The organism is Rhodosalinus sp. K401 (assembly GCF_041365735.1).
In the GTDB taxonomy this organism is placed as follows: domain Bacteria; phylum Pseudomonadota; class Alphaproteobacteria; order Rhodobacterales; family Rhodobacteraceae; genus Rhodosalinus.
Genome location: NZ_JBGFSI010000003.1, coordinates 217475 through 238008 on the forward strand (window position 1 = coordinate 217475; position 20534 = coordinate 238008).

Consider the following 20534-nt stretch of genomic DNA (forward strand, 5'->3'; position numbering starts at 1 on the left):
TCGGAGGCGCAGCGGCCTTGTGTTGCAAGGGTCTTTTCCGACCGGCGCCCGGCCGCGTTAACTCTTTTGAAACCGGTCTTCACATATTCGTTAACGAGGATTTCCGGCGTGGAAGGCGCAATGGTGGCCACGGCCCATACGGTCGCGTTCGAAGGGGTGGAGGCGCGGCGCGTGGAGGTGCAGTGCGCCGTGGCGCCCGGGCTGCCCGCCTTTTCGGTGGTGGGGCTGCCCGACAAGGCGGTGAGCGAGGCGCGCGAGCGGGTGCGCGGCGCGCTCGCGGCGATGGCGATCGCGCTGCCGTCCAAACGCATCACCGTGAATCTCGCCCCCGCCGACCTGCCCAAGGAGGGCTCGCATTTCGATCTTCCCATAGCCCTGGCGCTGCTCGCCGCGCTCGAGATCGTGCCGGCCGACGCGGCGGAGGGCACGATCGCGCTCGGCGAACTGGCGCTCGACGGGCGGCTCATGGCGGTGCCCGGGGCGCTGCCGGCCGCGCTCGCCGCCGCGGAGGATCACCGTGCGCTGCTCTGTCCGCGCGCCTCGGGGGCGGAGGCAGCCTGGGTCGGCGGCGCCCAGGTCATCGGGGCGGCAAGCCTGGGCGACGTCGTGCGCCACTTCACCGGACAGGCGCCGATCAGCCCCGCCGAGCCCGGAGAGATCGCCCGCCCGCCGCCGGGCCGCGATCTTGCGGACGTGAAGGGGCAGGAACGCGCCAAGCGCGCGCTCGAGATCGCCGCCGCGGGACGGCATCACCTCATCATGATCGGTACGCCCGGATCGGGGAAGTCGATGCTGGCCGCGCGCATGCCCGGCCTGCTGCCGCCGCTCTCGGCGGTGGAGGCGCTCGAGACCTCGATGATCCACTCGCTGGCGGGACTTCTGGAGGAAGGCGGCATCTCGCGCACGCGACCCTTCCGCGAGCCGCACCACACCGCATCCATGGCCGCCATCGTCGGCGGCGGGAAAGGCGCGAAGCCCGGCGAGATCAGCCTCGCGCATAACGGCGTGCTCTTCATGGACGAGTTCCCGGAATTCCCGCGCGCCGTGCTGGAGACGCTCCGGCAGCCGATCGAGACGGGCGAGGTGACCGTGTCGCGCGCGAACGCCCATGTGCGCTATCCTTGCCGGTTCCTCCTCGTCGCGGCGGCAAATCCCTGCAAATGCGGGTACATGACCGATCCCGCCCGGGCCTGCGCGCGCGCACCCAATTGCGGAGAGGACTATCTCGGACGGATCTCGGGCCCGCTGATGGACAGGTTCGACCTGCGCGTGGAGGTCCCGCCGGTCGCCTTCGCCGACCTCGACCTGCCCGCGCGCGGCGAGCCGACCGCGCCCGTCGCCGCCCGCGTGGCCGAGGCGCGCGCGCGCCAGGCGGCGCGTTTCGATGGCTCCCCGCTGCGGCAGAACGCGGACGCGGAGGGCGCGGCGCTCGAAGAGATCGCCACGCCCGACAGCGAGGGCCGCGCGCTTCTCGTCCGCGTGGCCGAACGCTTCGGGCTGTCGGCGCGCGGCTATCACCGCGTCCTTCGCGTGGCGCGCACGCTGGCGGACCTGGAGGGCGCGGCAGACGTGCGCGGGCCGCATGTCGCCGAAGCGGTGAGCTATCGCATCGTCGCGGCGAAGGAACTCTGAACGAAGCGCGCGGCTTTTTTCAGCGCGGCGCGCGCCTCGGGCAGCCAGCCGTCGAAGATCTGCCAGACATGGGGCACGCCCGGCCAGATCCCGGTCTCCACCTCCCCGCCCGCCGCGCGCAGGGCCGCGGCCATGCGCAGGGTATCGTCGCGCAGGATCTCCGTGTCGCCCACCTGGAAGAACGCCGGCGGAGGACGCTCGAACCGCGCGTAGAGCGGCGACAGGCGCGGATCGCGCGGATTCGCCTGCGCGCGCACGATCTCGACGACCTCCTCCATCCGTTGGACCGGCAGCAGCGGATCGGCCAGGGCGTTCTCGGCCAGCGACGGGCCCGTGAGCGCCAGGTCCGTCCAGGGCGAAAAGGCGAGGAGGCCGCGCGGGCGCACGCCTTCGCGCAAAAGCCGCGCCATGAGCGCCAGCGCAAGCCCGCCCCCCGCACTGTCCCCGCCCAGAAGGATGTCATCCGGCGCGTAGCCCAGCGCCGCCAGGGCTTCCCATGCCGCGCAGGCGTCCTCGAAGGCGGCCGGAAACGGCGCCTCCTGCGCGAGACGGTATTCAGGCGCGCAGATCTCGACGCCGGAAAGCGCCGACAGCCGGCCCAGCATTCCTCCGTGCGTGCGCGCGCTGCCGGCAATATAGGCGCCGCCGTGAAACCACAGGACGACGCGGCGCGGCACGCAGGGGCCGGCCGAAATCCACGCGAGCCGCGGCGCGCCGCGGCGCAGCAGGCGCAGGTTGGGCGGCTGGCGCAAAAGGGCTGCCGCGCGCTCGAAGTCCCGCTCCGCCTGCTCCGGCGTCGCGGTGCGGGCGAGCCATGGCTTCGCCGTCACGCGAAGCCCCGCCGCAAGAAGGGCGAGCCGCCGGCTCGTCACCGGCCCGCGGCGCGGCGCGCCTCGATCGCCTCCCAGATACGGGCCGCGACGTTCGCCCCGTCGAAACGCTCCAGCTCCTGCAGGCCGGTGGGCGAGGTCACGTTGATCTCGGTCAGATGCCCGCCGATCACGTCGATGCCGACGAAGACCTGGCCGCGCTCGCGCAGGAGCGGGCCGATCGCCGCGCAGATCTCCCGATCGCGGTCGGAGAGCTCCGCGGGCTCGGCCCGGCCGCCCACATGCATGTTGGAGCGCGTCTCGCCCGCCGCGGGCACGCGGTTGATCGCGCCCGCGGCCTCGCCGTCGACCAGGATCACCCGCTTGTCGCCCTCCGAGACGGCCGGCAGGAACTTCTGCACGATGAGCGGCTCGCGCGAGAAGCCGGTGAAAAGCTCGTAGAGCGCCGAGAGGTTCCGGTCGTTCCTGTCGAGGCGGAAGACGCCCGCCCCGCCATTGCCGTAAAGCGGCTTCAGGATCACGTCGCCATGGCGGTCCTTGAAGGCGCGGATGGTGGCGAGATCCCGTGCGATGGCCGTGGGCGGGGTGAGGTCCGGGAAATCCAGCACGAGGAGTTTCTCGGGAAAGTTCCGCACCCAGAACGGGTCGTTCACGACCAGCGTGCCGGGAGCGAGGCGCTGCAGCAAATGGGTCGTGGTGATGTAGTGCATGTCGAAGGGCGGATCCTGGCGCAGCCAGACGACGTCGAACTTATCGAGCGTCACGGTCTCCATCTCGCCCAGCACGGCATGATCGCCGCGGACCCGTCGCACCTTTAGCGTCTGGCCCCGCGCGGTGATCCGACCCTCCTCGTAGGCGAGCGTTCCGGGCGTGTAGTAGAAGAGGTCATGACCCCGCGCCTGCGCCTCCTCGGCGAGGCGGAAGGTGCTGTCGGCGTCGATGTCGATCGCACCGATCGGATCCATCTGGAAGGCGACTCGCATGATGCGCGGCTCCGGCGTTGTGGCGGCGCCCCTTCATGGCGCAGCCCCCGCCGGGGCGCAACGCCCGTGCCGGGCCCCGGTCGCGGTCAGGCCGCGCCGAAGGCGTTCTCGAGCACCGCGACCTCGCCCGTGCCGTTCACCAGCGCCACGTCGAACCGCATCTCGGTGAGCAGGCCGTGCGACATCCGCCCGAGATACTCTTCCGCCGCGGCACAGAGCCGTCCGCGCTGGCGCGCGGTCAGCCGCTCGGCCGCGCGCGCATGGCTCGCCGCGCGCTTGACCTCCACGAAGACGATCGTCGCGCCGTCCCGTGCCACCAGATCGATCTCGCCGGCCGCGCCGCGCCAGCGCCGGTCGAGGATCGCGCAGCCCGCGCCCGCATAGCGCCGCGCCGCCGCCTCTTCCGCCGCCTGTCCGGAAAGATGGGCCCGTCCGCCCCGCGTCGCGCGCTGTGCAGCATGGACCGGCCCTGTCATCGTTCGCCCCGCTCCTTCCTGAGCGCCATCTGGTAGACATGCCGGCGCTGCGCGCCGGTTTCGCGCGCGACGGTGTCGGCCGCGTCGCGCACCGACATCGTGCCGAGTGCCGCCTCGAGCTTCTCGTCTAGCACCGAGTCGCTAACGGTTTCCGAACGCCCGCGCCCGACGACGACCACCACCTCGCCCTTCACCGGCGTCGCGGCCATCGTCTCGGCAAGCTCTCCCAAGGGCGCGCGACGGCACTCCTCGAACCGCTTGGTGAGTTCCCGGCAGACCGCCGCGGGGCGATCATGCCCCAGCGTCGCCGCCGCGTCGGCCAGCATCGCGGCGAGGCGGCGGGGCGATTCGTAGAAGACGAGGGTCGCGGGAACCGGCGCCAGTTCGCCCAGCGACCGGCGCCGCTGCGCCGCCGCGGGCGGCAGGAAGCCCGCGAAAAGGAAACGGTCCGTCGGCAGGCCCGCCACGGTGAGCGCAGCGAGCGCCGCCGAGGGTCCGGGGGCTGCGGTCACGGCATGGCCCGCGGCCACCGCCTCGCGCACCAGCTGGTAGCCGGGATCGGCCACGAGCGGCGTTCCCGCCTCGCTGGCATAGGCCACCGAGCGGCCCGCCGCGAGCTCGGCAAGCAGCCGCGGACGCATCTTCGCGCCATTGTGGTCGTGGTAGGCGAGGAACGTCCGCCCCCCCGGCGCAAGGCCGTGGATCTCCATCAGCCTGCGCAGGCTCCGGGTGTCCTCGGCCGCCAGCACGTCGGCGTCGCGCAGCACGTCGAGCGCGCGCAGCGTGATGTCGCGCGCGTTCCCTATGGGCGTGGCGACCAGATACAGTCCCGGCGCCAGCCCGCTTTCCCGTCCAATCGACACTGGACCCGCCTTTCCTGGTGGTTATGATCGGCCCCGCCACGCCACGCGCGCCGCGACAGGCGCCGCAAAGGGAGCGATCCAATGTTTTCGGTTTTCAGCGCCGCCCGCAAGCCCGCCGCCCGGCTTATCGCCGTCCTGTCGCTGTTCTGGCTCGCCGCCTGCGACGTGACGGCGCCCGGCGCGCCGCTGGCGACGGGGCGTCCCGTCGATCCCGACCGCCCGGTGCCGGTGGCGCTTCTCGTTCCACGAAGTTCGGAGGGCGCATCCGGTGTGGCGCGAAGCCTCGAGGCGGCGGCGCGGCTCGCCGTGGCCGATCTGAGCGGCGTGACGATCGACCTGCGCGTCTACGACACGGCCGGCAGTTCCGCGCGCGCGGCGCAGGTCGCCCAGCAGGCCGCCGACGAGGGCGCGGCCGTGATCCTCGGCCCGCTCTTCGGCGACGCGGCCAATGCCGCGGCGGTGGCGGTGGCCGACGATGGCGTGACGGTGCTGAGCTTTTCCAACAACACCTCCATCGCCGGCGGCAATCTTTTCGTCCTGGGCCCCACCTTCGAGAACACGGCCGAACGGCTCGCCCGGTACGCGTCGCGGCAGGGCAAGCGGAGCCTCGTGACCGTCCACCCCGCGAACGTCGAGGGGCAGTTCGGGCGGAACGCGATAAGGTCGGCCGCGGTGTCGAACGGGATCGCCGTTGCGGGCGAGGTGTCCTTTCCCTTCACCGAGCAGGGCGCGATCTCGGCGGCGTCGCAGGTCGCGCAGACCGTGCGCGCGAATGACGCCGACGCGGTGTTTCTCACCTCGAATTCCGCGGGCGCGCTTCCGCTGCTCGCCCAGCTCATCCCCGAACGCGGCATCGATCCGGAGGTGACGCAATACATCGGTCTCGCGCGATGGGACGTGCCGCCCCAGACGCTCGAGCTTCCCGGGCTCGAGGGGGGCTGGTTCGCCCGTCCCGACGAGGCGCTGCAGGCGCAGTTCCGCGCCCGTTACCAGGCCGCGAACGGCGAAGCGCCGCATCCGCTGGCGGGCCTCGCCTATGACGGCATCGCCGCCATCGGCGCGCTTGCCCGAAGCGGCAGCCGCGACGCGCTGAGCCCGCAGAGCTTCACCCGCTCGCGGGGCTTCGCGGGGACCGGCGGTGCCTTCCGCCTGCGCCCCGACGGCACCAACGAGCGCGCCCTTGCCGTGGCGACGATCCGCGACCGGCAGGTGGTCATCCTCGACCCCGCCCCGAGAAGTTTCGCCGGTGCCGGGTCCTGAGGCCGCGCTCGCACCCGCCGCCGAACGGCCCGCAACCGACGCGCTGATCTGTCCGCCCGACGCGATCTTCGACGCGAGAGCGGTGCAGGCGGCGCTTTCCGCGTCGGCGGAGGCGGACGATCCCCGTGCGCAGGCCGTGGCCGTCCTGCGCGAGGCGCGGGCGCGCGGGCGGGACGCGATCGCGGAGGCCCTCGTGGCGCGCCCCTTCGAGGCGCGGGCGGCCGTGCGCGCCTACGCCTATCTCACCGACGAGATCGTGCGGACCACATGGCGGCTCGCGGCGGAGCGGCTGGTGCCCCCGGCCGAAGGGAAGCCCGAGACCCCGGGCATGGCCGTTCTCGGCGTCGGTGGCTACGGGCGGGGCGAGATGGCACCCTTCTCGGACGTGGATCTGCTCTTTCTCACGCCCGGCGGGTCCAATCCGTTCTGCGAGCAGGTGATCGAGACCGTTCTCTACATCCTCTGGGACCTGAAGCTGAAAGTGGGCCACGCCACCCGCACGGTGAAGGACTGCCTCAAGCTCGGCGGAGAGGATTTCACGATCCGGACCGCGCTTCTGGAAAGCCGCTTTCTCTGCGGCGAGCGGTCGCTTGCCGCCACCCTGGAAACCCGGCTCGAGGCCGAGCTTTTCGCGGGCAGCGAGCGCGCGTTCATCGAGGCCAAGCTTTCCGAGCGCGACGCGCGCCACAAGAAGCAGGGCCAGCGTTACATGGTCGAGCCCAACGTGAAGGAGGGCAAGGGCGGGCTGCGTGACCTGCAATCGCTCTACTGGATCGCGAAATACGTCCACCACGTCGACAATGCCGCGGATCTCGTGCCCATCGGCGTGTTCCGGCCCGAGGAATACCAGCGCTTCGCCCGTGCCGAGGCCTTCCTCTGGGCGGTGCGCTGCCACATGCACCTGCTTGCCGGACGCGCGGTGGAGCAACTCACCTTCGACCTTCAGGTCGAGGTGGCAGAGCGCCTGGGCTACGCCGACCGCGCCGGACGTCGCGCGGTGGAGCATTTCATGCAGGACTACTTCCTGCACGCCACCGCCGTGGGCGATCTGACGCGGATCTTCCTGACGGCGCTCGAGGCGGACCATTCCCGCGGGACGCCGCTTCTGGAGCGCATCTTCCGCCGCACCCCCAGGACCAAGCCGGGCTACGAGGTGGTCCACGGCCGCCTCGCGATCGCGGACGACGCCACCTTCCTCGACGACAAGCTCAACATCCTGCGGCTTTTCGAGGAAGGGCTGCGCACGGGGCTTCTGATCCACCCGGACGCGATGCGCCTCGTGCGCGCCAACCTCCACCTGATCGACGACGGGATGCGCCGCGACCGGGAGGCCCGGCGCATCTTCGTCGATCTTCTGCTCAAGCACGGCAATCCCGAACGCGCGCTCAGGCGGATGAACGAGCTCGGCGTGCTGGCCGCCTTCATCCCCGAATTCGCCCCCGTGGTGGCGATGATGCAGTTCAACATGTACCACCACTACACGGTGGACGAACACACCATCCAGTGCATCAGCCACCTCGCCCGGATCGAGCGCGGCGAACTCGGCGAGGAGCTTCCCGTCTCCTCCGAGATCATCGAGAAGGGCATAAACCGGCGGGTTCTCTACGTTGCCCTTCTCTGCCACGACATCGGCAAGGGGCGGGAGGAGGATCACTCCGTTCTCGGCGCGCGGCTCGCCCGCAAGATCGCGCCGCGGCTCGGGCTGAAGAAATCCGAATGCGAGACCGTCGAATGGCTGGTGCGCTACCACCTGCTCATGTCCGACATGGCGCAGAAGCGCGACATCGCCGATCCGCGCACGGTGCGCGACTTCGCCAAGGCGGTGAAGACGGTGGAGCGGCTCGACCTTCTGACGGTGCTCACCGTGTGCGACATCCGGGGCGTCGGCCCGGGCACCTGGAACAACTGGAAGGCCGCGCTTCTGCGCGCGCTCTACCGGCAGACGCGCCGCGCGCTCAAGGACGGGATGGAGGCGCTCAACCGCGAGAACCGCGGCGCGGAGGCCAAGAAGCTGCTGCGCAAGCGCCTCAAGGACTGGGACAAGACCGAGATCCGGCGCGAGACGCAGCGCCACTACCCGGCCTACTGGCAGGGCCTGCACGTCACCGCCCACGAGGTCTTCGCGCGGCTTCTGCGCGACATCGGCGAAAGCGACATCCGCATCGACCTGCACCCCGACGAGGACCGGGACGCGACGCGGGTCTGCTTCGCGCTCGCCGATCATCCCGGCATCTTCTCGCGCCTCGCGGGCGCGCTGGCGCTCGTGGGCGCGAACGTGGTGGACGCGCGCACCTACACCACCAAGGACGGGTTCGCGACCGCCGCCTTCTGGGTGCAGGACGCCGAGGGCAGCCCCTACGAGGCCGACAGGCTGCCCCGGCTCGAGCGGACGATCGAGAAAACCCTCAAGGGCGAGGTCGTGCCCCGCGAGGCAATGAAGCCGCGCGACCGCATGAAGAAGCGTGAAAAGGCGTTCCGGGTGCCGACCTCGATCACCTTCGACAATGACGGGTCGGACATCTACACGATCATCGAGGTGGACACGCGCGACCGGCCTGGGCTTCTCTACGACCTGACGCGGGTTCTGGCCGACAACCACGTCTACATCGCCTCGGCGGTGATCGCGACCTATGGCGAGCAGGTGGTCGACAGCTTCTACGTCAAGGACATGTTCGGGCTGAAGTTCCATTCCGAGGCGCGGCAGAAGGCGCTGGAGAAGAAGCTGCGCCAGGCGATCACGGCGGGCGTCGAGAGGGCCAATTCTTGAAGCCCATCCGGCTGATGGCGGGGTTCCTGACGGTCGGCGTGTGGACGTTGGCAAGCCGCGTCCTCGGTTTCCTGCGCGACGTCCTGATCCTGGGTTTTCTCGGCACCGGCCCGCTTTACGAGGCCTATGTCGTCGCCTTCCGCCTGCCCAACATGTTCCGCCGCTTCTTTGCCGAGGGCGCCTTCAACATGGCCTTCGTGCCGATGTTCTCGAAGAAGCTCGAGGGCGAGGAAGACGCGCGGGCCTTCGCGCGAGAGGCCTTCGCGGGGCTCGCCAGCGTGCTGATCGCCCTCACCCTGATCGCGCAACTCGCCATGCCCTGGCTCATCCTGGCCATGGCCAGCGGCTTCGCGGGGCGGGAGGAATTCGGTCTGTCGGTCGAGTTCGGGCGTATCGCCTTTCCCTACATCCTCTTCATCTCGCTGGCCGCGCTGCTCTCGGGCGTGCTGAACGCGACGGGGCGCTTCGCCGCCGCCGCGGCGGCGCCGGTGCTGCTCAACGTCATCCTCGTCTCGGCGATGGCGGGGGCGCACTGGCTGGGCGGCGATGTCGCGCGCGCGCTCATCTGGGCCATCCCGGCGGCGGGCGTCGCGCAACTGCTGCTGGTGGGCTGGGCCGCCCGCGGCGCGGGCTTCACCATGACCTTCCAGCGCCCGCGCCTTTCACCGGAACTCCGCCGCCTGGTGAAGATCGCGATCCCCGCCGCGCTCGCCGGGGGCGTGGTGCAGGTCAATCTGCTCGTGGGCCAGCAGGTGGCAAGCTACTTCGACCGCGCGGTGGGCTGGCTCTACGCAGCGGACCGGCTTTACCAGCTGCCGCTCGGCGTGGTGGGCATCGCCATCGGCATCGTGCTCCTGCCGGACCTCTCGCGGCGGCTCAAGGCCGGCGACGACACGGGCGGGCGGCACGCGCTGTCGCGGGCGGGCGAGATCTCGCTCGCACTCACCGTGCCCTGCGCCGTGGCGCTGGTGGCGGTGCCGCTGCCCATCGTCTCGGTTCTGTTCGAGCGCGGCGCGACCCGTCCCGAGGACAGCGCGGCCATCGCCCTCGCCGTGGCGATCTACGGGCTGGGCCTGCCCGCCTTCGTGCTCCAGAAGGTGCTCCAGCCGCTCTATTTCGCGCGCGAGGACACGCGCACGCCCTTCCGCTACGCGGTCTGGGCCATGGTGGTGAACGCCGTCGTCGCGGTCGGGCTCGCGCCCTTCATCGGCTGGATCGCCTCGGCGATCGCCACCTCGGCAGCGGCCTGGGTGATGGTGGCGCTGCTCGTCGCGGGCACGCGCCCGATGGGCGAGGTCGCGCGCTTCGACGCGCGGTTCGCCACACGGCTCTGGCGCATCCTGCTGGCCTCGGGCGTGATGGGCGCGGCCCTCGTCGCCGGGGATCGCGCGCTCGGCGCGGCGCTCTACCTGCCGGGCTGGCGCTACGCGGCGCTGGCCGCTCTGGTGGCGGGCGGCGCGCTCGTCTACCTCGCCGCGGCCCACGTCACCGGCGCGCTGCGCCTGTCGGAGATGCGCACCGCGCTGCGCCGGGGCGGCTGACCGCCCGCGTCAGTCGTGGCGCAGGCGCGCCCGGATCCGCGACCATCCACCCGGGCTCACGAAGAACGACATGACGAACCCCGCGACGAACCCAGCCACGTCCGCCAGCCAGTCGGTGCGCATCCCGAAGAAGACGCCGAAGACGAGCTGCAGCAGCAGCAGCACCCCGATCAGGGTGAACGCGCGCACCTGCCGCTCGCCCAGCTGCCCGAGCCGCATCCAGAGGAGATAGGTGAAGGCGCCGATCAGCCCGTAGACGCCCGGGAACGCGCCGATGAGCCAGTTCGATCCCGGCACGAACAGGCTGAAGGCCAGCGCGCCCACAAGCCCCGACACGAAGAACACGCCGAGCGTCGCCGCGGCGCCGAAGACCTCGCCCACCATCTTGCCCAGCGCGAGCAGCATCACCGCGGCGAAGAGCGCGTGGGTGAAGCTGCCGTGAACGAACTGGTAGGTCACGAACCGCTTGAGGAAATCGGCAGGCCAGTTCCCGGTGGCCATCATCCAGCCCAGCATCTCGCTGTTGAGTCCGTAGCTCTCGAACGCCGCGAGGCGCCAGCCCACCGCGCCGGGTCCGCCCAGCAGTCCGCGCGCCCCGAGCGTGAAGGCGGCCTCGATGCCGACCACGAGAAGGAANCGCGCCGGGTCCGCCCAGCAGTCCGCGCGCCCCGAGCGTGAAGGCGGCCTCGATGCCGACCACGAGAAGGAAGAGCGCCACCACGAAAGGCGGAAGCGGGTTCACGGGCGCGTTGGGGTCGGGGCTGCTCATGGGCTCTCCGGCGGGCTTCTTGACGGCTCTCGCCCCCATGGGTAAGCGACCGCGGACGCCAACGCCAGACGGAGAATTCCGATGCCCGACGCGGACCCCCTCGCCGGTTTCACGCCCCGCGTGTTCTCGGGCATCCAGCCCTCGGGCGGGCTCACGCTCGGAAACTACCTGGGCGCGATGAAGCGTTTCGTGGACATGCAGGACCAGGGGATCGAGACGATCTACTGCATGGTGGACATGCACGCGATCACCGTCTGGCAGGATCCCGGAAAGCTCACCCGCGCCACCCGCGAGCTTTGCGCGGGCTTCATCGCGGCCGGTCTCGACCCGAAGAAATCGGTCCTTTTCAACCAGAGCCAGGTGCCCGAGCACGCGCAGCTTGCCTGGATCTTCAACTGCGTGGCGCGCATGGGCTGGATGAAGCGCATGACCCAGTGGAAGGACAAGGCCGGCAAGAACCAGGAGGAGGCGAGCCTGGGCCTCTTCGCCTACCCCGCGCTGATGGCGGCCGACATCCTCGTCTATCACGCCACCCATGTGCCCGTGGGCGAGGACCAGAAGCAGCATCTCGAACTCACCCGCGACATCGCGGCGAAGTTCAACCACGATTACGGGGTGGAGTTCTTCCCGCTCACCGAGCCGGTGATCGAGGGCGCGGCGACGCGGGTGATGTCGCTGCGGGACGGCACGAAGAAGATGTCGAAGTCCGATCCCTCCGACATGTCCCGGATCAACCTCACCGACGACGCCGACGCGATCTCGCAGAAGATCCGCAAGGCGCGGACGGATCCGCAGCCCCTGCCCTCGGACCATGCCGGGCTCGAGGAGCGGCCCGAGGCGCGCAACCTCGTGAACATCTACGCGGCGCTCGCCGACATGGAGGTCGAGACGGTGCTGGCCGAATACGGCGGCAGGCAGTTTTCCGAGTTCAAGCCGGCGCTCGCCGAACTCGCCGTCGAGACGCTCGCCCCCATCTCCGGCGAGATGGCGCGGCTCATGGAAGCGCCCGAGGAGATCGACGCCATTCTTGCCCAGGGCGCGGCCCACGCCCGCGTCATCGCGGCGCCGATCCTGAAACGCACCTACGAGATCGTGGGAATGGTCGGCGCCTGATCCCGTGCGCCGGGCGGCGCGGGCGCTCCCGGGGCCGGCGCGGCGCCGCAAACGCTCCGACGCGGGCCTGGCCTCGCCTCCGCCGCGGCCGGAAGCCTTCAGCGCGCAACCTCCTCGCGCTCCACGGTCCGGTGCCGCCCTCTTCGCCCGGCGCCCGATCGCCCTGGGCTGCCCTCGGCCGGGGGTGATTACGGTCTGGACCTCCTCCGGCGCCGCCCCTAGGGTCGCGCGCGATCCGAACGAGGGGAGGCGTTTTCGGTCATGGCCACCGGCACGAATATCAGGACTTACTTCGACGGGCGCTGGCATGACGGCGACATCCCCGTGATGAAGGCCGCCGACCACGGCTCCTGGCTCGGCACGACGGTTTTCGACGGGGCGCGCTACGTGAACGGGATCGCGCCCGATCTCGACGCGCATTGCGCGCGGGTGAACCACTCCGCCGAGGCGCTGATGATCGAGCCCACGGTCACCGCCGAGGACATGGTGGAAATCGTGCGCGACGGGTTGAGGGCCTACCCGAAGGAGGCCGCCATTTACATCCGCCCGATGTACTGGGCGCTCGAGGGCGATTATCTGGGCATCGTGCCGAAGAAGGGCGCGACGGGCTTCGCGATCTCGCTGGAGGAGATCCCCATGGCCGCGCCCGACGCGGCCACGACGCTGACCACCACCCGCTTCCGCCGCCCGGTGCTGGAGGACGCCGTGGTAAACGCCAAGGCCGGCTGCCTCTATCCCAACAATGCGCGGATGCTGGCGGAGGCGCGGGCGAAAGGCTTCGGCAACGCGCTCGTGGCCGACGCGCTCGGCAACGTGGCCGAGGCCGCCACCGCGAACGTCTTCATGGTGCGGGACGGCGTGGCGTTCACCCCCATTGCGAACGGCACCTTCCTCGCGGGGATCACCCGCGCGCGGCACATGGCCAACATGCGCGCCGACGGGATCGAAGTGCGCGAGGCGGTGCTGAGCTTCGACGATTTCCGCAACGCGGACGAGGTGTTCCTGTCGGGTAACCTGATGAAGGTGACGCCCGTGACGGCCTTCGACGACACGCGGTACCAGGTGGGGCCGGTCACCCGCCGGGTGCGCGAGCTCTACTGGGACTGGGCGGCGTCCTCTGCATGAGGGGCGCGCGCCGGGACAGACGCATTGCCTGACCCCGGCGCAGCCGTCATGATGCCGGTCACAGCGAGGAGAGCCTGGCCATGCGCAAGTTCCTTGTCGTTCTGGACGACAGCCAAGAGTGCCTGAACGCGATGCGCTTCGCGGCCATGCGCGCGGCGAACACCGGCGGCGGCGTCGAGGTCCTGGCCGTCATCGCTCCCGACGAGTTCAACCACTGGATCGGCGTGGGCGAGGTCATGCGGGAGGAGGCGCGCGAGCGCATTCACGCCCATTTCGAGGTGTTCGCCAAGTGGATGCGCGACAAGCAGAACGTGGATCCGGAACTGGTGATCCGCGAAGGCGAGCAGGTGCCCGAGATCCTCGCGCAGGTCAGGGACGACCCCGACGTCGGCGTCGTCGTGCTGGGTGCGGCGACGGGCTCCAAGGGGCCGGGGCCACTGGTCACGCAGCTGACCAAGAATGCAGGCTCGCTTCCCGTTCCGATCACCATCGTGCCGGGCGACATGTCGAAGGACCGGCTGCAGGCGATCACGTGAACCGCGCCTCGGCGAACTTAGAACCGTTCCAAACCTTGACACCCCGGCGGCCGAAGCGCATCTCTCATTCAAAGATCGAGAGGGCTTCGCCATGTTCATCCAGACCGAGTCGACACCGAACCCGGCCACGCTCAAATTCCTGCCCGGCCAGACCGTGCTGGAGACGGGCACGGCGGATTTCCCCTCGCCGGAGGGCGCGGACGCGTCCCCGCTCGCCAAGCGCATCTTCGGCGTGCCGGGCGTCTCCGGCGTTTTCTTCGGGTCCGATTTCGTCACCGTCACCAAGGGCGAGGACGTGGAATGGGACCACATCAAGCCCGCCGTTCTCGGCGCGATCATGGATCACTTCCAGTCCGGACAGCCGGTCATGGCGGGGGCGGCGCAGGCCCCTTCGGGCCATGCCGTGCACGAGGGTGAGGATTCCGAGATCGTCGGCCAGATCGTCCAGCTTCTCGACACGCGGGTGCGCCCGGCCGTGGCGCAGGACGGCGGCGACATCACCTTCCACGGTTTCGAGAAGGGCGTCGTCTATCTGCACATGCAGGGCGCCTGCGCGGGCTGCCCGTCTTCGACCCTCACGCTGAAAATGGGCATCGAGAACCTGCTGCGTCACTACATCCCCGAAGTTACCGAGGTGCGGCCCGTCGGGGTGTGACCGTGTGAGCGACCTCGCGATCGGTTTCGACTGCTCGGCCGCGCATTGCGCGGCCGCGCTCGTCTCGGGGGGCCGGGTCCTCGACGCTGTCGCCGAGGAAATGGGCCGCGGCCAGGCGGAGCGGCTCATGCCGCTGCTGGAGGAATTGCTCGCGCGCCACGGCCGGGCATGGCGCGACCTTGCGGTCATCGGGGTGGGCGTGGGACCGGGCAACTTCACCGGCATCCGCATCGCCGTCGCCGCCGCCCGGGGCCTTGCGCTGGCGCTCGACATCCCCGCGATCGGCGTGACCGGTTTCGAGGCGATCGGGCGCGATCGGTGCGACGCCCATCTCGCCGTGCTGCCCGCACCGCGCGACCAGCTCTACGCGGCCGCGCCGGGCGGGATGCCGCGGCTGATCCCGTCCGAAACGCCCGAGGATCCGGCCCGCCCGTTCGCATTTCCGCCACCCGCGGCCGAGCTCGCCGCCGCGATCGCCCGAATCGCCGCCGCGAAGGCGCATGGCGCCGCGCCGCCCCCCGCGCCCCTTTACGTGCGACCCGCGGACGCGGCGCCGGCGCGCGACGCACCGCCCCGGCTGCTCGATGACGCCTGAGGCCTGCGCGGCGCTTCATGCCCGCGGCTTCGACACCGGGCGGCCCTGGCGCGCGGCGGAGTTCGCTGCCCTGCTCGACAGCCCCCACGTCTTCGTTGTGGGCGACGGCACCGCCTTCGCCCTCGGCCGCGCGCTCGCCGGCGAGGCCGAGCTTCTCACCATCGTCACCGATCCCGGCCACAGGCGCCGGGGCCTCGCCCGCGACCGGCTCGAACGCTTCGAGGCCGAGGCACGGGCACGCGGCGCCGCGACGGCCTTTCTGGAGGTCGCCGAGGACAATCCGGCCGCGCGCGCGCTCTACATCGCGGCGGGCTATGCCGAGGCTGGGCGGCGGCCCGCCTACTACCCGCGCGGCACGGCCGCGCCGGCGGCCGCGCTTGTGCTGACCAGATGCCTCGGAACCGCGGCCGGGCGCGTGTGAAAAACGGTTGACCGTACTCGCGCGCTGCGGCCTAAACTGCACGCGATCAACAAAGATCGAGACGGCCCGCGCCAGGCGTCCCCCGCGCCCCGAAGAGCCGCGCGCCACCTGACTGGGAGACCGAGATGACCCTGATGAAGCCCCTCTTCGGCGCCGCCGCGGCGCTTGCGCTTACCGCCGGCGCGGCGCTCGCCGAACCCGCGCTGATCTTCGACCTCGGCGGCAAGTTCGACAAGAGCTTCAACGAGGCCGCCCACACCGGCGCGCAGCGCTGGGCCGAGGAGACGGGCGGCAGCTACCGCGAGGTGGAGATGCAGTCCGAAGCCCAGCGCGAGCAGGCGCTGCGCCGCTTCGCGGAGGCCGGTCTCAACCCCATCGTGATGACCGGCTTCGCCTTCGGCAACGTCCTCTCCGAGGTGGCGCCGGACTACCCGGACACGAAATTCGCCATCATCGACGCCGTCGTCGACGAGCCGAACGTGCGGTCGGTGATCTTCAAGGAGCACGAGGGAAGCTACCTCGTGGGCATGCTGGCCGCGATGGCCTCCGAAAGCGGCACGGTGGGCTTCATCGGCGGGATGGACATCCCGCTCATCCGCAAGTTCGCCTGCGGCTACGCCCAGGGCGTGAAGGCGGTCAACACCGATGCCGAGATCGTCGCCAACATGACGGGGACGACGCCGGCGGCCTGGAACGATCCGGTCAAGGGATCCGAACTCGCGCAGGCGCAGATCAGCCAGGGCGCGGACGTGATCTATGCCGCGGCGGGCGGTACCGGCGTGGGGGTGCTGCAGACGGCCGCCGACGAGGGCATCCTGTCCATCGGCGTGGACAGCAACCAGAACTACCTGCACCCGGGCCAGGTGCTGACCTCCATGGTCAAGCGCGTGGACAACGCCGTCGAGGACGCCATGGCGCAGGGCGAGGATCTCGAGACCGGCATCGTCGTGATGGGCGTGGACAACGAGGGCGTCGGCTACGCCATGGACGAGTTCAACGCCGAGCTGGTGACGGACGAGATGCAGGCCCGGGTCGAGGAGGCGAAGGCCGCCATCGCCAGCGGCGATCTCGAGGTGCACGACTATACCGAAACCGACAGCTGCCCGGCCCTCAGCTTCTGAGGACCGCGCGCCGCCCACCGTCCAGAAGGCCGCGCCGGGGGCGCGGCCTTTCCGCAGCCGAGAGGGCCTGATGACAGACGCGCCGCCCGCCATCGAACTTCGCGGCATCTCCAAGGCCTTCGGCCCGGTGCAGGCCAACAGGGACATCGACATCGCCGTCGCGCCCGGAACGATCCACGGGATCATCGGCGAGAACGGGGCGGGCAAGTCCACGCTCATGTCGATCCTCTACGGCTTCTACAAGGCCGATGCCGGAGAGATCTTCATACACGGCGAGCGGACCGAGATCCCCGACAGCCAGGCCGCGATCGTGGCCGGGATCGGGATGGTGTTCCAGCACTTCAAGCTGGTGCCCAACTTCACCGTGCTCGAGAACGTCATCCTCGGCGCCGAGGAGGGCGGGCTGCTGAAACCCTCGCTCGCAAAGGCCCGCGCGGCGCTCAGGCAGCTCGCGGCGGACTACGAGCTCAACGTCGATCCCGACGCCATCGTGGAAACGCTTTCGGTCGGCCACCAGCAGCGGGTGGAGATCCTGAAGGCGCTCTACCGCCAGGCCGACATCCTGATCCTCGACGAGCCCACGGGCGTGCTCACGCCCGCCGAGGCGGACCACCTCTTCCGCATCCTCGCCGGGCTCAGGCGCGAGGGGAAGACCATCGTTCTGATCACCCACAAGCTGCGCGAGATCATGGAAATCACCGACACGGTGAGCGTGATGCGGCGCGGCGAGATGACCGCCACGGTCAAGACATCCGGAACCAGCCCCGAGGCGCTCGCCGAGCTGATGGTCGGGCGCAAGGTGCTCTTGCGGGTGGACAAGACGCCCGCCCGGCCGGGCGCAGTCGTCCTGGAGGCCGAGAAGCTGCGCGTCTTGGACGAGAAGGGTGTCGAACGGCTCAAGGGCGTCGATCTCTCGGTGCGCGCGGGCGAGATCGTGGGGATCGCGGGCGTGGCCGGCAACGGCCAGTCCGAGTTGCTCGAGGCGCTGGGCGGCATGCGGGAGGCCGCCGGCCGCGTGCGCGTCAACGGAACCGACATCGCGCTTGCCGGACGCCGCGCCGATGCCGGTTCGCGCCGCGCCCGCGGGATCAGCCACGTCCCCGAGGATCGCCAGCGCGCCGGGCTCATCATGGAGTTCACCGCCTGGGAGGACAGCGTCTTCGGCTATCACTGGGCGCCCGAATACAATCGCGGCCCGTTCATGGACAACGACGCGATCCGCCGCGACGCGGAAGGCAAGATCGAACGTTTCGACATCCGCCCGACCGACTGCCGGCTCAAGGCGCGCAACTTCTCGGGCGGCAACCAGCAGAAGATCGTGCTGGCCCGCGAGATGGACCGCAACCCCGACCTCCTCCTCGTCGGGCAGCCCACCCGGGGCGTGGACATCGGCGCGATCGAGTTCATCCACCAGGAGATCGTGCGCCTGCGCGACGCGGGCAAGGCGATCCTGCTCGTCTCGGTGGAGCTCGACGAGATCTTCTCGCTCTCCGATCGGATCGTCGTGATGTTCGACGGCCGGATCATGGGCGAGCGCGATCCGCAGGCCACCGACGAGCGCGAGCTGGGCCTGCTGATGGCCGGTATCGAGGGAGAGCCGGACAAGCCCGACTGGCAGGCCGTGGACGAGCAGATCGAGAAGGTCGAGGCCGAGGAGGAGGCCGCACGCCATGGATAGGATGCCGGCCTGGGCCGACGCCGTGCTCGTGCCGCTGGTGTCGCTGCTGCTCGCCGGGGCGCTTTCGGCGCTCGTCATCCTCGCCATCGGCGAAAGCCCCGTGGAGGCGTTTCGCCTGATGGTCGACGGCGCGCTGATGCGAAGCGCGGGCTGGGGCTACACCCTCTACTACGCCACCAACTTCGTCTTCACCGGCCTCGCGGTGGCGGTCGCCTTCCACGCGCGGCTCTTCAACATCGGCGGCGAAGGGCAGGCCATGCTGGGCGGGCTCGGTGTCGCGCTCGTCTGCCTGTCCATCCCGTGGCCGCACTGGACCCTGGCGCTGGCCGCGGCGAGCCTGGGCGCGGCGGCCTTCGGCGCGCTCTGGGCGGTCGTCCCGGCCTGGCTGCAAGCCACGCGGGGCAGCCACATCGTGATCACCACGATCATGTTCAACTTCATCGCCGCGGCCTTTCTCAACTACCTGCTGGTGAACGTGCTGAAGCCCGCGGGCTCGATGGACCCGGCCTCGGCGCGCTTCCCCGAAGCGGTGCACCTGCCGACCTTCGAGGACATGTTCTCCACCGCCGGGACGGCGCTCTTCCGCGGCGCCCCGGCCAACGTGACGTTCTTCGTCGCAATCGCCGCCTGCATCGCCGTCTGGCTTCTGATCTGGCGCACGCGTCTCGGCTACGAGATCCGGGCGCTGGGCTTTTCGGAGACGGGCGCGCGCTATGCCGGGATCAGCCCGGTGCGCGTGGTCGTGGTGACGATGCTGATCTCGGGCGCGCTGGCGGGGCTGATGGGCATCAACGCCACCATGGGCGAGGCCGAGCGGCTGATCCTGAACTCGACCGAAGGGGCGGGCTTCATCGGGATCGCCGTGGCGCTGATGGGCCGCAACCACCCGCTGGGCGTGTTCCTCGCCGCGTTGCTGTTCGGCTTTCTCTACCAGGGCGGCGCGGAACTCGCGCTCTGGACCAACATCCCCCGCGAACTCATCGTGGTGATCCAGGCTCTCGTGATCCTTTTCACCGGCGCGCTCGACAACATGGTGCGGATGCCGCTCGAGCGGGCCTTCGCCGGGCGCCGGAGGCGCGGCTGAGATGGATTTCGCGACCGTCCTGCAAGTGCTCGACAGCACCCTGCGCCTTGCCACGCCGTTGCTGCTGGCCTGTCTCGCCGGGCTCTTCTCCGAGCGCGCGGGGATCTTCGACATCGGGCTGGAGGGCAAAATGCTGGCCGCGGCCTTCTTCTCGGCCGCGGTGGCCTTCGCCACCGGATCGGTGTGGCTGGGGCTGCTGGCGGGCATGGCGGCCTCGATCGCGCTGTCGGCCCTGCACGGGCTCGCCGCGATCACCTTTCGCGGCAACCAGCTCATCTCGGGGGTGGCGATCAACTTCCTCGCCGCCGGGCTGACCGTGCTGATCGCGCAGAACTGGTTCAGCCAGGGCGGGCGCACCCCGTCGCTGGTGGGCGGCGCGCGGTTCGAGGCGGTCAGCCTGCCCCTGGCCGAGACGCTGGCAGGCGTGCCGGTGCTGGGGCCGATCTACGCCGAGCTCGTCTCGGGCCACTCCGTTCTCGTCTATGTCGCGCTCCTGATGGTGCCGCTCACCTGGTGGGTGCTGTTCCGCACACGGTTCGGGCTGCGGCTGCGCGCGGTGGGCGAGGCGCCTGAGGCGGTGGACACGGCCGGCATCTCGGTGATCGGGCTGCGCTACGCCGCGGTCGCGATCTGCGGTGTGCTGTGCGGGATCGCCGGCGCCTATCTGGCCACCGGGCTCCAGGCCGGCTTCGTGAAGGACATGACGGCGGGCCGCGGCTACATCGCGCTCGCCGCGCTCATCTTCGCCAAGTGGCGGCCCTGGCACGCGCTCGGCGCCTGCCTGCTCTTCGGCTTCCTGCAGGCCGTCGCCCTGCGCTACCAGAATATCGACCTCGGCGTCTTCGTGGTGCCGGTGCAACTGATGGACGCGCTGCCCTACATCCTCACGGTCGTGATCCTGGCCGGCTTCGTCGGTCGTGCGATCCCCCCGCGGGCGGGCGGAGAGCCCTACGTGAAGGAAAGATGAGGCATCGGGGCCGCATCCGGGGCGCCCGCGGGCAGCCTCGCACCGGCCGCCGCGGCAGCGTCCCCGGCAACGCCCTGCCGGCAAGACCCGCGCCCCGCTGCCCCGCGTCGCCACGCGC

General features: G+C 70.5%; 19 protein-coding genes. 14 read left to right on the forward strand and 5 right to left on the reverse strand.

Annotated elements, in window-relative coordinates; genetic code table 11:
* The first annotated feature begins 120 nt into the window (after window positions 1–120).
* Window positions 121–1632, forward strand: a complete 1512-nt coding sequence (locus tag AB6A66_RS05335; protein ID WP_371055158.1) for a YifB family Mg chelatase-like AAA ATPase — start codon at window positions 121–123, stop codon at window positions 1630–1632.
* On the opposite strand, the gene AB6A66_RS05340 is transcribed toward AB6A66_RS05335, so the two are convergent.
* From AB6A66_RS05340 to rsmI, 4 genes are all read right to left on the reverse strand, one after another.
* Complete coding sequence (locus AB6A66_RS05340) at window positions 1602–2462, reverse strand: alpha/beta hydrolase fold domain-containing protein (protein WP_371055067.1); 861 nt, start codon at window positions 2460–2462, stop codon at window positions 1602–1604. The genes AB6A66_RS05335 and AB6A66_RS05340 overlap by 31 nt on opposite strands.
* Before the next feature lie 38 nt (window positions 2463–2500).
* Window positions 2501–3445: a glutathione synthase gene (gene gshB / locus AB6A66_RS05345; protein ID WP_371055068.1), complete on the reverse strand. Its 945-nt coding sequence runs from the start codon at window positions 3443–3445 to the stop codon at window positions 2501–2503.
* Between the two features lie 86 nt (window positions 3446–3531).
* The gene (locus AB6A66_RS05350) at window positions 3532–3921 is read right to left on the reverse strand and encodes a YraN family protein (protein WP_371037463.1); all 390 of its coding nucleotides are present in this window, start codon (window positions 3919–3921) and stop codon (window positions 3532–3534) included.
* Window positions 3918–4778 carry a 16S rRNA (cytidine(1402)-2'-O)-methyltransferase gene (rsmI, locus tag AB6A66_RS05355; protein ID WP_371037650.1) on the reverse strand — a complete coding sequence of 287 codons (861 nt, stop codon included), beginning with the start codon at window positions 4776–4778 and terminating at the stop codon, window positions 3918–3920. Before rsmI ends, AB6A66_RS05350 begins: the two co-directional genes overlap by 4 nt.
* Before the next feature lie 87 nt (window positions 4779–4865).
* Between rsmI and AB6A66_RS05360 the strand changes: the two genes are divergently transcribed.
* The 3 genes from AB6A66_RS05360 to murJ are packed head-to-tail and all read left to right on the forward strand — an operon-like array spanning window position 4866 to window position 10352.
* A complete protein-coding gene (locus AB6A66_RS05360; RefSeq protein ID WP_371037464.1) occupies window positions 4866–6044 on the forward strand; it encodes a penicillin-binding protein activator in 1179 nt (392 codons plus the stop codon).
* On the forward strand, window positions 6031–8811 hold the full coding sequence (locus tag AB6A66_RS05365) for a [protein-PII] uridylyltransferase (protein ID WP_371055069.1): 2781 nt from the start codon (window positions 6031–6033) through the stop codon (window positions 8809–8811). The genes AB6A66_RS05360 and AB6A66_RS05365 overlap by 14 nt, the downstream gene beginning before the upstream one ends.
* Entirely contained in the window at window positions 8808–10352 is a 1545-nt protein-coding gene (gene murJ / locus AB6A66_RS05370; protein ID WP_371055070.1) for a murein biosynthesis integral membrane protein MurJ, read from the forward strand. Before AB6A66_RS05365 ends, murJ begins: the two co-directional genes overlap by 4 nt.
* Window positions 10353–10361: 9 nt before the next feature.
* Here murJ and AB6A66_RS05375 read toward each other — a convergent pair whose 3' ends face one another.
* The gene (locus AB6A66_RS05375; RefSeq protein ID WP_371055071.1) at window positions 10362–10979 is read right to left on the reverse strand and encodes a rhomboid family intramembrane serine protease; all 618 of its coding nucleotides are present in this window, start codon (window positions 10977–10979) and stop codon (window positions 10362–10364) included.
* 223 nt (window positions 10980–11202) lie between these two features.
* Here AB6A66_RS05375 and trpS point away from each other — a divergent pair, with 223 nt between their 5' ends.
* The 10 genes from trpS (at window position 11203) to AB6A66_RS05425 (ending at window position 20416) form a co-directional block, all read left to right on the forward strand.
* Complete coding sequence (gene trpS, locus AB6A66_RS05380) at window positions 11203–12234, forward strand: tryptophan--tRNA ligase (protein ID WP_371055072.1); 1032 nt, start codon at window positions 11203–11205, stop codon at window positions 12232–12234.
* Window positions 12235–12495: 261 nt separating this feature from the next.
* Entirely contained in the window at window positions 12496–13359 is an 864-nt protein-coding gene (locus AB6A66_RS05385) for a branched-chain amino acid aminotransferase (protein WP_371055073.1), read from the forward strand.
* A gap of 80 nt (window positions 13360–13439) precedes the next feature.
* Window positions 13440–13895 (forward strand): universal stress protein, encoded by a 456-nt coding sequence (locus AB6A66_RS05390; protein WP_371055074.1) that lies wholly within the window; start codon window positions 13440–13442, stop codon window positions 13893–13895.
* Between the two features lie 91 nt (window positions 13896–13986).
* Window positions 13987–14550 (forward strand): NifU family protein, encoded by a 564-nt coding sequence (locus AB6A66_RS05395; protein WP_371037471.1) that lies wholly within the window; start codon window positions 13987–13989, stop codon window positions 14548–14550.
* A gap of 4 nt (window positions 14551–14554) precedes the next feature.
* The gene (tsaB, locus tag AB6A66_RS05400; protein WP_371055075.1) at window positions 14555–15145 is read left to right on the forward strand and encodes a tRNA (adenosine(37)-N6)-threonylcarbamoyltransferase complex dimerization subunit type 1 TsaB; all 591 of its coding nucleotides are present in this window, start codon (window positions 14555–14557) and stop codon (window positions 15143–15145) included.
* Window positions 15135–15566, forward strand: a complete 432-nt coding sequence (locus AB6A66_RS05405) for a GNAT family N-acetyltransferase (RefSeq protein ID WP_371055076.1) — start codon at window positions 15135–15137, stop codon at window positions 15564–15566. The genes tsaB and AB6A66_RS05405 overlap by 11 nt, the downstream gene beginning before the upstream one ends.
* Window positions 15567–15691: 125 nt before the next feature.
* A complete protein-coding gene (locus AB6A66_RS05410) occupies window positions 15692–16687 on the forward strand; it encodes a BMP family protein (RefSeq protein ID WP_371055077.1) in 996 nt (331 codons plus the stop codon).
* A gap of 70 nt (window positions 16688–16757) precedes the next feature.
* Window positions 16758–18365, forward strand: a complete 1608-nt coding sequence (locus tag AB6A66_RS05415) for an ABC transporter ATP-binding protein (RefSeq protein ID WP_371055078.1) — start codon at window positions 16758–16760, stop codon at window positions 18363–18365.
* A complete protein-coding gene (locus tag AB6A66_RS05420) occupies window positions 18358–19449 on the forward strand; it encodes an ABC transporter permease (RefSeq protein ID WP_371055079.1) in 1092 nt (363 codons plus the stop codon). The genes AB6A66_RS05415 and AB6A66_RS05420 overlap by 8 nt, the downstream gene beginning before the upstream one ends.
* Window position 19450: 1 nt before the next feature.
* The gene (locus AB6A66_RS05425) at window positions 19451–20416 is read left to right on the forward strand and encodes an ABC transporter permease (protein ID WP_371055080.1); all 966 of its coding nucleotides are present in this window, start codon (window positions 19451–19453) and stop codon (window positions 20414–20416) included.
* The last annotated feature ends 118 nt before the right edge of the window (window positions 20417–20534 follow it).